The organism is Dyella silvae (assembly GCF_026421305.1).
GTDB lineage: Bacteria > Pseudomonadota > Gammaproteobacteria > Xanthomonadales > Rhodanobacteraceae > Dyella > Dyella silvae.
This window is the reverse complement of record NZ_JAPJBQ010000007.1, coordinates 93,088-105,325: the sequence shown is the minus strand read 5'-3', so window position 1 is coordinate 105,325 and position 12,238 is coordinate 93,088. Positions and strand designations below refer to the sequence as shown.

Below are 12,238 nucleotides of genomic sequence, written 5' to 3'. Positions count from 1 at the left end.
CAAGGCCCACCCCATGCCCCAATTGTCCGTCGTCGTGCCGGTGTTCAACGAGCGCGACAACATCCCGCCGCTGCTCGCCGAAATCGCTACCGCCCTGCGCGGCAAGACCGATTTCGAGATCGTGTACGTGGACGACGATTCCAGCGACGACAGCGTGGCCGTGCTTGCTGCGGAAAAATCCAAGTACCCGGAACTGCGCGTTGTGCGCCACCTGACCCGCAGCGGTCAGAGCACCGCGGTGTGGAACGGTGTGCGCGCCGCGCGTTCGCCGTGGATCGCCACGCTCGATGGCGACGGCCAGAACAATCCGGCTGATATTCCCAAGCTGCTCGCCGAGCGCGACAAGGCGCAGGCCAACGTGCGCCTGTTCGCCGGCTGGCGCACCACGCGCCGTGACAGCTTCAACAAGCGCATCTCGTCGAAAGTTGCTAATGCCGTGCGTTCGCGCATGCTCAAGGACAGCACGCCGGATACCGGCTGCGGTCTCAAGCTGTTCGATCGCGACGTGTTCCTGCGCCTGCCCTACTTCGACCACATGCACCGCTATCTGCCGGCACTGGTGAAGCGCGCAGGCTTCCAGAGCACCAGCGTGCCGGTCGGTCATCGTCCGCGCACCGCCGGTACGTCTAAGTACGGCATGCTCGATCGCTTGTGGGTAGGTATCGCCGACCTGCGTGGCGTGGCCTGGCTGATGCGCCGTGGCAAGGTGACTCAGGTCGAAGAGATCTGAGCTCTGCCTCAGATCGTGGGCGGGTCGTGACGCGTCTTTCATCGGCGTATGCTGAAGATTCTCCTTTTGGGAGGCCGCCCGCCCATGTCCATCACTATCAAGCGCGTGTATGAGCCTGCCGCCAAAAGCGACGGCTATCGTGTCTTGGTCGACCGGCTCTGGCCGCGAGGCTTGAAGAAGGAAGACGCCGCGCTTGATGCGTGGACCAAGGAGCTGGCGCCCTCGTCAGCGCTGCGCAAATGGTTTGGCCATGATCCGGCGCGCTGGGAGGCTTTTCGCCACCGCTATGCGACGGAGCTGGATGGGGTTTCCGAATACTGGCAACCCCTGGCGACCAAGGCTTCGCGCCTGCGCATCACCCTGCTCTACGGCGCCCGCGACGACGAGCACAACAACGCCGTCGCACTGAAGTGTTATCTCGACGCCTGGCTCAAGGGCCACGGGCCGCACTGACCGGCTACGGATTCTGCGTGTAGTGACCGCGATGCGTCGGCTGCCAGCCGGTCAGCATGCGCCGCGCCTGTTGCCGGCCCAATTCGATCAGCTCGCGAGCCCGATAGAACTCGTACACCGTGGCGACGTTGCGCGGCATGCGGATCAGCAGATCAGGCTCATACGCCGCTAGCCGCAGCCGCGAGAGATTGGCCTGCATCAGGTCCATAGATTGGGTAAGCAACTCGAGCACGCCGGGCTCGCGCGGCTTGTCGTTGCCGAGCGGCATCAGCTTGCCAATGAAATCGCCGATGCGTGCGCGATAGCTATCGGGTGTCTCTGCTGGAACGAGCTGTGCATCGACCGGCTCTGTGTTGTCGATGGGGCCGTCCATGCTCACGGCGAACAGGTAGTCGGCCGTTTCGCGGATCAGCGGCGTCACTGGCACGGGATTAAGCAGGCCGCCGTCGATCAGCCGCCGGTTGTCCAGCAACTGAGGGCGGAACACGCTCGGTATGGCGATAGACGCGCGAATCGCATCGAACAGCGGACCGCGCGTCAGCCATACCTCGCGTTCGCGGTCCAGATCGGTGGCCACGGCAGTGAACGTAATCGGCAGCTCTTCGATGGCGATATCGCCGATCAGGTCGCGCAGTGTGCCGATGATGCGTTCACCCTTGATCAAGCCGCCGCCGGACAAAGTCCAGTCAATCAGCTTGAGCACGTCCATCTTGGCCAGCGAACACACCCAGTCGCGATACACACCAAGCTTGCCGGCGGCGTAGATGCCGCCGATCACCGCGCCCATCGAGGTGCCGGCAATTGCCACGATGTCGTAGCCCTGCGCTTCGATTTCTTCAATGGCGCCGATATGCGCGAGACCCTTCGCGCCGCCGGAACCAAGTGCGAGCGCAATGGTCGGTTTGCGGGTAGCGGCGGAAGTGGAAGGTGCAGCAGAGGATTCGGCGATGTCGACAGAGCTCATGCGTGAAAAGCTAAGAAATGAGTGGAGAGGAGTGAGAAGTGAGAGAGGGTGTGTCGGCTCTCTCGCACTTCTCACTCCTGTTTACTCACTTCTGTCACTTATAGCTACCCAGCGCCAGCTGCAGCTGGATCTTCAACTCTTCGCGCAGCGACAGTGGCGCGACCACTTCTGCATCCGGGCCGTACTTGAGCACGTCCATCAGCAGTTCCTTGGAGTTGGAATAGGGCACCTGCAGTTCGTAGCGGCCGTCGGGCAGCCATTCGCCCTTCTGCTGCGAATGCCAGTGCTCGTCTGCCACCCAGCGCGCGGCGTGCTGCGAGAATCGCAGCGTGGCCCAGGCCTTGGGCTTGCCAGCGAAGATGCCGTAGCTGGAGGCCAGCGCATCGTTGAGCTCCTGCTCGGCCACATCGCGCGCGGGTTCGTCCAGCGCCTGCGGCTCGGCAATGCGGTCCACGGCGAAGCTGCGCAGCGCTTCGCGGTCGTGATCCCATACGTCCAGATACCAGTTGTCGCGGTAATGCGTCAGTCGCTGCGGCGACACCTTGCGGTGACTGTCGGCATTGGTGGTGCGCGCGCGATAGCGGAAGCGCAGCTGTTTGCGTTCAAGCACCGCGCCGGCGACCACGCGAAACACCTGCTGGTCGAGCTTGCGCTCGCCCCAGGCAATGACGCGAATGCGTTCGATCGGCAACGCTTTGCCGCTGCCTTGATCGGACAGCAAATGCTCGATGCGCGCCTTGAACGGTGCGAGCGCACCGGCGAGCACACCAGGTCCGCTGCGCCCGATGAGTTCGTTCAGCGCAAGCAGCGCCGCGAGTTCATCGGAAGTCAGCCACAATCCCGGCAACTCGAACCGTTCGCCCTCGCCGACGGCATAGCGGAACGCGGCGTGTTCGCCACCCGCACTTTCGATGGGCGCGCCAAGTGCGTCGCGCAAAAACGCCACATCGCGATAAAGCGTGGCGCGCGAGCACTCCAGCTCGTCCATCAGGCGAGGCAGAGGCACGGGGTAATGCGCCGACTTGAGCAGCCGGTGCAGGGTCAGAATGCGCTCGTAACGATCCATGAAATGATTTTCGACGGCAGCCTCCGCGTAGCATGCGCACGGTTGGCTGAAGCCGCAAGTCCAACAAAGGGTGGAATGGCATTGGATCACGCAACGGTCATACGCATGTGATTCGCCCTTCACGCAGAGAAGACGCCGCGCTCATGAAATCGCGCCACGAAATCCCCTGGAGCACGGCCGCCGACAGTGACCAGGCCGCCGCGCCTCGCCGTCCCCGAACGGTGGGGGCGACGCTCCTGCACGTGCTTGCCTACGATGGCCTGGGCGCGTGGATGCTGCTTGGGCTGTCATTGGCGGTGGGCGTGTATCCGGATGGCCGTGGCGATGTGCTGGTGCCGCTGGCGCTGGGCGGCATGCTGGCAGCTGTGGGTCTGCTCGCGGCGTGCATGCATCTGCGTTGGATGCCGGTCTGGCATGGCTGGCGCATCGGCAAAGGTGCGCGACCCACGCGCGATGCCTTGATCACCCTTGCCACCGTGTTGCCCGCCATGGCCGTGGCAGGGCTGGCCCGAGGCGACAACGCCTTCTGGGCCACGCGTCTGGCCGGCTCGGCACTGACCTTGTGTAGCCTGGGCAGCCTGATCATCACCGCCCACAGCGACGCCAGGCGTCAGGCGCCTGGCATCGACATCCATCTGGCCACGCAATTACCGCTCAGCCGCGTCGTGTCGGCCGCTTACGGCGGCGGCCTGTGGCTGTGGGTGTGCGCCACGGGGCAGGACAACAGCGAGGGCCACGGGCATCCGCTGGCATGGATCGTCACCCTGCTGTCGCTGGCCTTGCTGCGGGGTCTGATTGAAAGCCTGCGTTGGCAGGCGGCGCTGCAACGGGTCGCGGGGCCACGCGCCCGGCTGGAACTGCAACCGCGCCGCTATCTCGCCGCCTTCCTGGCCTATGCCCTGCCCAGCCTGGCGCTGATGCTGATGAGCTTCACCGAGGGGCACATCGCTATCGCAGCCATCGCGGCCATTAGTTGCAGTCTCGGCATGGCGACCGAGCTGAGTTTGTATGATGGCGCCCTGGCGGCACTCCCCGATAGCCACTAAACGGCTATCTGACGCCATTTAACCCGCAAAAAGCCCTCCCTGTTCAGAGGGAGTTCAATCCACCGAGCTAAGGTGGCGGCCTGCTATTGTTTAACGAAAAAGGAACAAATGTTGATGAAGAAGACCCTGATGGCGGGCGCCCTGCTCGCGGCGCTGGTGAGTTTTGGCGCACAGGCTGACGATGCGCCGGCTGGCACGGCCGGGTCCAATCCGTCCGACAACGGCGGCTGGTCGGGGTCGGGCGAGTTCGGTTTCGCGTCCTCCTACGGCAACTCCCGCTCGGAGAACGTCAATGCCAAGTTGGGCCTGAACCAGGAAAACGATCTGTGGAGGAACAATTTCTTCCTCAATGGCCTGCGCTCCAAGGGCGAGGTCAAGGTGATCGATCAGTCCGGCAACCAGGTGGATCGTCTCGAAACCACGGCCAACCGCTACGACGCCGGCGCTTCCGTGGGCTACAAGCTCGACCCGCGCAGCTACATCGTCACCGCGACGCGTTACTCGCATGACGATTTCGGCGCCAACCTGTGGCAGGGCATCGTTTCGGTCGGCTACGGCTACATCGCGTTGAAGACCAATAGCTCCGAGCTGTCGTTCGAAGTTGGCCCCGGTTACAAGCGCTATCGCCCGGCCGATGTCAGCGAGCAGGTGAACGGCGTCACCACCAACGTTCGGCAGGACACGCAGAGCGAAGCCGTCGGCCGTGGCCTGGTGAACTACAAGCAGCGCCTCACCGACAACACGGCGCTGGAAGACACGCTGCTGATGGAAGTGGGTTCAAAGAACAAGTACTACCAGAACGACATCGGCGTGTCGGTCGGCATGACCCGCAAGATGGCGCTCAAGCTGGGCTACCAGGTGCGCTACAACAGCGATGCGCAGCCCGGTACGGACAGCACCGACACCTTGCTGACCACCAACCTGGTCTACAACTTCTAAGTTGCCGCGAGGCACACCTGTGGGAGCGACCCCACAGAGAGTGCGATCAGTGTCCCAGCAGCTGGCCGGCGCCTTGTTCGAACAAGGCGTCAGCCACGCGCTTGCCGAGCGCCTCCGCTTGATCGCCCTCGGCCTGTGCCTCGGCCAGAATCAGGCGGCCGCTGCGCACGTCGCCCACCAGGCCGCGCAGGTGCAAGCCGCGTTCGGTCACCGTGCACCACGCACCCACCGGCACGGTGCAGCTGCCGCCCAGGGCGTGGTTCATCGCACGCTCGGCGGTGACGGCGAGGCGGGTTTGCGGATCGTCCAGCGCGGCCAGCAGGTCCAGCACGGCGAGCTGATCGGCGCGTGCCTCGATGGCAATGGCGGCCTGCCCCGGCGCCGGCAACCAGTCCGGTGCAGCAAGACGGCTGCGGATACGCGAGGCCAATCCCAGCCGCTCCAGACCTGCGCAGGCCAGCAGGATGGCGTCGTAGTGACCGGCATCGAGCTTGGACAGTCGTGTGCCGACGTTGCCGCGCAGATCCAGCAGCGTGAGGTCCGGGCGCACTGCGCGCAGTTGGGCCTGGCGCCGCAGCGACGAGGTGCCCACGCGGGCACCGAGCGGCAGCGCGGCGAGGGTCGCGTAGTCGTTGCTGATAAAGGCGTCGGCGGCGTCCGCGCGCGGCAGGATGGCCGGCAGTGCGAAGCCCGGTTCGAGCTCCGCGGGCACGTCCTTCAGGGAATGCACGGCGAGATCGGCGCGGCCTTCCAGCATGGCCACTTCCAGCTCTTTGAGGAACAGGCCCTTGCCGCCAATGTCGGCCAGCGGCCTGTCGATAATTTCGTCGCCCCGCGTCGACATCGGCACCAGATCCACCGCCAGCCCGGGATGCGCGGCTCGCAGCTCGGCGGCGACGTGTTCGGCCTGCCAAAGGGCGAGCGCGCTCTTGCGGGTGGCAATACGCAGAATGGATGGCGTCATGGTGATCTCGGTGGAGGCGTCGCGCATCGCGTCGTCGGGGGCCTCCATTGTCGCGTAATCCAGACCTTCCGCGCAGCGGTTTCAGACGCTGCACGTGGTCGCATGTCTAACCCATGCGCAGCAGCTTGCGCAGCGTCGGCAGGTTGCGCCGGCTGACCTCGGGCGTCAGTTCAGTGCCGCTCAGCCGGGCCAGCACGCGGCCGTCGGTGAGGGTTTTCAGGCCAACCAGCCGTTGCGATGGCACCAGGCAATTACGGTGCAGGCGGATCAGCGCCTCGGGATGGATCTCTTCCAGCTGCCGCAGCGATTCCTCCAGCAGCAGCTGGCCACCGCGATGCTGCACAACCACGTACTTTTCCTCGGCCTGCAGACAGATCACATCGTCCAGCGCCACACGCACTTGTTCACCGCGCAAACGGCCATGCAGATAACTGACCGTTTCGCGCGGCGTCTGCTGCAGACGCTGGCGTGCGCGCTGCAAGGCCTCGTTGAGCCGCTCCAGGCGGACCGGCTTCAGCAGATAGTCCACCGCACCGAGCTCAAAGGCGTGCAAGGCATGGCTTTCGTACGCCGTGCAAAACACCACCTGCGGACGCCTGCGCCCGGCCAGGCGCTGAGCCACGGCCGTGCCGCTGATCCCTGGCATGTTGATGTCCAGCAACAGCAAATCCGGCTGCAGTTCGCCAAGCGCCTCGAGCGCCGCTTCGCCATCGGCCACGCTGCCGACCACTTCGACGTCGCTGCTTTCGCCAAGCAGGGCGGCGAGCCGGGTGCGGGCCAAAGGCTCGTCGTCAACGATCAATACGCGCATCGATAGAACCTGCCTGTTCCGGAAGTTGCAGACGCACCACAAAGCGATCGCCCATGGGGCCCGCCAATACCTCAGCACGCGGGCCGTAACGATAGGCCACACGCTGGCGCACGCTGCCCAGGCCATGGCCGTGGCCCCCTTGCGATGGCTCGCCGCCGCGAGGGTTGTCGATTTCGATGATCACGCCATCGCGCTCGCGCCAGCCGCGCAGGATGACATCGCCGCCTTCGCGCAGCGGCTGAATGCCGTGGCGGACAGCGTTTTCCACCAGTGGTTGCAGCAACAGCCGCGGCAGGGGAAAGGCGAGCGGCAGCTCGTCCCACTCGCGATGTACGCGCAGGCGTGGTCCAAGGCGCAGCTGCTCGATGGCCAGATAGCGATCCACCAGCGTCACCTCTTCGCCCAGCGTGCCGTCCTGCGTGCTGTGCTCGCCCAGCGCGGCGCGGAACAGTTCGGAGAGATCCTCCACGGTCCGTTCCGCTGCGTCTGGATCGACACGGACCAGCGCCGCCACCGTGTTCATGCTGTTGAACAGAAAATGCGGGCGAATGCGTGCCTGCAACGCCGCCACCTGCGCCTTGCTGACGGCGGCCAGGCGCGTTTGCCACTGCGCCAGCAGGTAGAAGTAGCGCAGCATGGCGGCGCCGAGCAGAGCGGCAATCGCGATGTTGTTGAGCACGAAGTCCCCGGCGGTATCGGTGAGCAAGGCCATCTGCATGGCCTGGTCCATCCAGTACACCATGGCGCTGCCGCCCCCAACGATCAGCACCATCACCAACCACACCCCGCCATACGAGGCGTTGCCGGGCAAGCGCTGCAACAGCGGCCGCAATTTGCACAAGGCCAGGCCGATCACCAGCGCCAGCCACACGGCGAACAGCATGCCGACGCTGTAACCGCGCCAACCGTGACTATTGTTGGGCGCCAGCCACATCACGGTGACAGTGATCCCGGCCGTGACCAACAGCGCGAAAATCACCGTGCCGCTGCAGAAATCAGGCAGCTGATGGTGTTCGGCGCGTTGAGGCGCGGGCGGTTCAGTGATGGATCCCCTCATGCCGGGAAGTATGCCGCAAGCATGCGACCGCTTCCTTGCACGTCATCCCAGCGGCGCAGTGACTGGCCGGCTCAGCCCGACAGACGAGTGGTCATCCACGCGCGCAGATCGGCCACTTCCTCCGCACACACCGAATGCGGCATCGGATAGGTGTGCCAGGACACGGGATAGCCCAGCGACTGCAGCAGATCGCGCGATGCCACGCCGCGCGTCAGCGGCACGATCGGATCGCCTGTGCCATGACCCCAGAACACCGGGGTGCTGGCGTTGGCGGGGCTGCGCTCGGCGACAAAGGAATCCTGCAGCGGCAAATACGTGGACAGCGCGATGATGCCGGCCAGCTTGTCCGCATGGCGCAGGCCGGCCGACAGCGCAATGGCGCCACCCTGGGAAAAACCGGCCAGCAGGATGTTGGCGGTGGGCACGCCGCGCTCGTTCTCGCGGGCGATCAAGGCGTCCACGCTGGCGATGGAGGCGCGCATGCCGCTCTCGTCCTGCCGCGACACCAGATCCACGCCCACGATGTCGTACCACGCGCGCATCGGCATGCCGCCGTTGACCGTCACCGGGCGTACCGGCGCATGGGGAAACACGAAGCGCAGCGACGGCCACGCGGGCGACACCAGCTCCGGCACGATGGGGGCGAAGTCATTGCCATCCGCTCCCAGGCCGTGCAGCCAGAGCACGCTGTGGGTGGGTTGGGTGGCGGTTTCGGTCTCAACGGTGGGCAGGAGCATGGGCGTTTGCAGGTATCAACGAGTCGGGGGGGAGCATGCCCCAAGGGCACGCGGCGGAACCTCACCGAACGTACAAACGGCCGGTCAGCCGACACGGGACGACTGGGTAGCCGCAAAGATTAGCTGTCTAGGCATCCAGATTGAACCGGGACCATCGGCGCTTGAATGCTCGCATACCTTGGCTATGCTCAAACGTTTTGACTGTGGAGCCCTTCATGCGCCGAATGCTGTTCGCCGGCCTTGCCGCCCTCGCCGCCTTACCTGCGGCGGCCCTGTCGCCATCCGCCAACAGCGGGCAGCTGGATCTGGAAACCATCATGGCCAATCCGGACTGGATCGGCGCCGCGGTGGAATCGCCGTACTGGAGCGTGGACGGCCGCAGCGTGTACTACGCGCTCAAGCGCGACGGCAGCAAGGTGCGTGATCTCTATCGCGTCGACCTGGCCAGCGGCCAGAGCAGCAAGCTGGAGCCGGCCGCCATGGCACAGGCTGAAGGCCCGGCGGTATACGACCGCACGCATCGCCACGCCGCGTTCGTGCTTCATGGCGACGTCTTCATGGTGGATCTCGGCAGTGGCCGCCGCGTGCAGGTGACGCGCAGCAGCGAGCCGGAATCGTCGCCACGTTTTTCCAGCGATGGCCGCAGCCTGCAGTACCGCCAGGGCAACAACTGGTTCGTCTACGACATCGCCGCTGGCGTCAGCGCGCCTGCCGCCGTGCTGCGTTTTGCCGACGACCCGCAGGCCAAACAGCCGGACGCGCTCGGCGCGCAGCAGATGGAGATGTTCCGCGCATTGCGCGAAAACAAATCCGACAAGGACGCACAACGCGCCAACGATGATGCGTTGATGGCTGCTGATCCCAGCCGCGCACCCAAGCCGATCTACCTCGGCGAAGGCAGCGAGCTGATGGACACCGAGCTGTCGCCCGATGGCCGCTGGATGCTGGTGGTTACCCAGCCCAAGGACGCCAAGGGCGGCAAGAAGCCCGAGGTCACCCATTACGTCACCGAGTCCGGTTACGCCGAGCAGCAGGAAACGCGCGTCTATGTCGGGCGCAACGATCCCATGCCCCAGTCGCTGATGCTGGTGGATCTGACGGCCGCCAAGTTCTATCCGCTGAAGACCGACGCACTGCCGGGCATCAAGGACGATCCGCTCAAAGATCTCCGCGCCAAGGCCATCGCCGCACTCCAGAAAGACGGCAAAGGCGATCAGGCAAAAGCGCTGAAGGCGCCTGACGTGCGCGCCGTGCGCATCATTTCCAGCGCGGACGACGGCGGTGGTGGCGGTATCGTGTGGAGCGATGACGGCCAGAATGTGGCCGTGCAGCTGCGCGCGATCGACAACAAGGATCGCTGGATCGCCAGCGTGGACTTAGGCAAGCATGCGCTCGTCAACCAGCACCGCCTCACCGACAAGGGGTGGATCAACTGGAACTTCAACGATTTCGGCTGGCTCAAGGACAACAGCACGCTGTGGTATCTGAGCGAGGAAACCGGCTACTCGCAGCTCTATAGCAAGAACCTGAGCGGCAAGGCCAAAGCGCTGACCAGCGGCAAGTTCGAAGTGAGCCACCCGGTGCTCAGCGACGACGGCCAGTGGTTCTACGTGCGTGCCAACCAGGTCGCGCCGTACAGCTATGACGCTTACCGCGTGCCAGCGGGCGGCGGTGAACTGAGCCGCGTCACCCAGTACCAGGGCATGAACGACTTCGCGCTGTCACCGGATGGACGCCAGCTGGCGGTGCTGCACTCATCTCCGTACGTGCTGCCGCAGCTTGCCGTGCAGGACGCGGCTGGCGGTGCGCCGCGCGAACTCACCAACACGATGAAGCCTGCATTCTCCGCGCATGCCTGGCTGCAGCCGCAGATCGTCGGCGTGCCGTCCTCGCATGGCGCGGGCACCATCTGGGCCAAGTACTACGGCCCGGCTGATCCGGCAGCGGCGGCATCGCGTCCGGCGGTGATCTTTGTGCACGGCGCCGGCTACCTGCAGAACGTCACGCTGTCGTACTCCAACTACTTCCGCGAGCAGATGTTCCACAACCTGCTGGTGCAGCAGGGCTTTGTCGTACTCGACATGGACTACCGCGCCTCGGAAGGCTACGGCCGCGACTGGCGTACCGCGATCTACCGCCAGATGGGTCATCCGGAACTGGAAGACCTGCTCGACGGCAAGGCGTGGCTGGTGAAGAACCACGGCGTGGATCCCAAGCGGGTGGGCATGTATGGCGGCAGCTACGGTGGCTTCATGACGCTGATGTCCCTGCTGCGCGCGCCTGGCGAATTCGCGGCGGGTTCGGCGCTGCGTCCGGTGACGGACTGGAGCAGCTACAACCACGAATACACCTCGAACATTCTCAACGATCCTCTGCTCGATCCGGAGTCGTACGCGATCAGCTCGCCGATCAACTATGCCGACAAGCTGCAGGACCCGCTGGTGTTGCAGCACGGGCTGATCGACGACAACGTGTTGGCGAGCGACACGGTGCGCATCTATCAGCGCTTCATCGAGCTGCACAAGAATAATTTCTGGATCTCGCTGTACCCGATGGAGCGTCATGGCTTCACGCATCCGGACTCGTGGTACGACGAGTACCGTCGGATTGATGAGTTGTTCAACACGTATGTGAAGCCGGCGAAGCAGTAAATCGCTTTTGGCTCCCTCTCCCCTTCGGGGAGAGGGTTGGGGTGAGGGGCGGGTGCTCGCGGTAACGCTGATCTCCCTCACAGTCATCCCAGCGAAGGCTGGGATCCAGCGACTTTCGCTCTTTTCGGCGCTACCGCAACCTGGCTCGCCTGCGGCGGGCTTCCGACCTCCTGCCGGAGGCCGGGTCACTTTCTCTTGCTTGCCCAAGAGAAAGTAACCAAAGAGAAGGGCCCCCCGGATGAGGCGCCTTCCGGGCTTCGCCCTCCAGGTGCGCGATCGGGTTGCGGGGTTTGTCGACAGGGCATCCTGCCCTGACGCCAAACTGGCCGGCATCCATGCCGGCCACCCTTCGGGCTGTTCCTCCACCCGCCCGCCGCCTCATACGGGGACCCGGAAGATCAAAAGCACAAAGCCGACGGCTCGTGCAGCTGCGCTGCACATCGCGCTGGTAGAGCGCGTTGCTCCTGGCTCACTGCAGGCGGGCACGCCGTTATCCAGCGAGTTCTCCACGAGAATCAGGAGGCGTAGCGGCCTCTTTACTTCGCCCCTGCTGTCGGAAAGCGTAGCGATAGCTGCTTTAAGCCCTCTCCGCGATGGCGCGTTGCGAAGCGCTCTGAAGTACCCGCTGTGTAGCGGCGAAGGTTGCCAAGTGACAACGATCCTCTACCGTTCGGGCTTATCCCTGCGCAATGCTGCCAGCTCTTCAGGCCATTTTCATTGGGTTACTTTTCTTTTGGGCCAGCAAAAGAAAAGTGACTCGGCCTCCGGCAGGAGGTCGAAACGCCCGCTGCGTAGGCGGCACGCTGGCGGGAACGCCAGA

General features: G+C 64.6%; 11 protein-coding genes. 5 read left to right on the top strand and 6 right to left on the bottom strand.

Annotated elements, in window-relative coordinates:
- The first annotated feature begins 13 nt into the window (after positions 1 to 13).
- Together OQE56_RS16000 and OQE56_RS15995 are read left to right on the top strand one after the other, a co-directional pair.
- Positions 14 to 730, top strand: coding sequence for a glycosyltransferase (locus OQE56_RS16000; protein WP_267225647.1), 717 nt, complete (start codon positions 14 to 16; stop codon positions 728 to 730).
- Between the two features lie 84 nt (positions 731 to 814).
- A complete protein-coding gene (locus OQE56_RS15995; protein WP_267225646.1) occupies positions 815 to 1,183 on the top strand; it encodes a DUF488 domain-containing protein in 369 nt (122 codons plus the stop codon).
- A 4-nt stretch (positions 1,184 to 1,187) separates the two neighbouring features.
- On the opposite strand, the gene OQE56_RS15990 is transcribed toward OQE56_RS15995, so the two are convergent.
- Complete coding sequence (locus OQE56_RS15990; protein WP_267225645.1) at positions 1,188 to 2,147, bottom strand: patatin-like phospholipase family protein; 960 nt, start codon at positions 2,145 to 2,147, stop codon at positions 1,188 to 1,190.
- Positions 2,148 to 2,241: 94 nt separating this feature from the next.
- Positions 2,242 to 3,213 carry a helix-turn-helix transcriptional regulator gene (locus tag OQE56_RS15985; RefSeq protein WP_267225644.1) on the bottom strand — a complete coding sequence of 324 codons (972 nt, stop codon included), beginning with the start codon at positions 3,211 to 3,213 and terminating at the stop codon, positions 2,242 to 2,244.
- 143 nt (positions 3,214 to 3,356) lie between these two features.
- Between OQE56_RS15985 and OQE56_RS15980 the strand changes: the two genes are divergently transcribed.
- Both OQE56_RS15980 and OQE56_RS15975 read left to right on the top strand, forming a co-directional pair.
- Positions 3,357 to 4,259, top strand: a complete 903-nt coding sequence (locus OQE56_RS15980; protein ID WP_267225643.1) for a hypothetical protein — start codon at positions 3,357 to 3,359, stop codon at positions 4,257 to 4,259.
- A gap of 114 nt (positions 4,260 to 4,373) precedes the next feature.
- A complete protein-coding gene (locus OQE56_RS15975) occupies positions 4,374 to 5,198 on the top strand; it encodes a DUF481 domain-containing protein (protein ID WP_267225642.1) in 825 nt (274 codons plus the stop codon).
- A 46-nt stretch (positions 5,199 to 5,244) separates the two neighbouring features.
- Here the strand turns inward: OQE56_RS15975 and hemC are convergent, their stop codons facing one another.
- From hemC to OQE56_RS15955, 4 genes are all read right to left on the bottom strand, one after another.
- Entirely contained in the window at positions 5,245 to 6,162 is a 918-nt protein-coding gene (gene hemC, locus OQE56_RS15970; RefSeq protein ID WP_267225793.1) for a hydroxymethylbilane synthase, read from the bottom strand.
- 106 nt (positions 6,163 to 6,268) lie between these two features.
- Positions 6,269 to 6,973, bottom strand: a complete 705-nt coding sequence (locus OQE56_RS15965) for a LytR/AlgR family response regulator transcription factor (protein WP_267225641.1) — start codon at positions 6,971 to 6,973, stop codon at positions 6,269 to 6,271.
- On the bottom strand, positions 6,954 to 8,030 hold the full coding sequence (locus tag OQE56_RS15960; protein ID WP_267225640.1) for a sensor histidine kinase: 1,077 nt from the start codon (positions 8,028 to 8,030) through the stop codon (positions 6,954 to 6,956). Before OQE56_RS15960 ends, OQE56_RS15965 begins: the two co-directional genes overlap by 20 nt.
- 71 nt (positions 8,031 to 8,101) lie before the next feature.
- Positions 8,102 to 8,767, bottom strand: a complete 666-nt coding sequence (locus OQE56_RS15955; RefSeq protein WP_267225639.1) for an alpha/beta hydrolase — start codon at positions 8,765 to 8,767, stop codon at positions 8,102 to 8,104.
- 215 nt (positions 8,768 to 8,982) lie between these two features.
- On the opposite strand from OQE56_RS15955, the gene OQE56_RS15950 reads away from it, so the two are divergent.
- On the top strand, positions 8,983 to 11,418 hold the full coding sequence (locus OQE56_RS15950; protein ID WP_267225638.1) for a S9 family peptidase: 2,436 nt from the start codon (positions 8,983 to 8,985) through the stop codon (positions 11,416 to 11,418).
- The last annotated feature ends 820 nt before the right edge of the window (positions 11,419 to 12,238 follow it).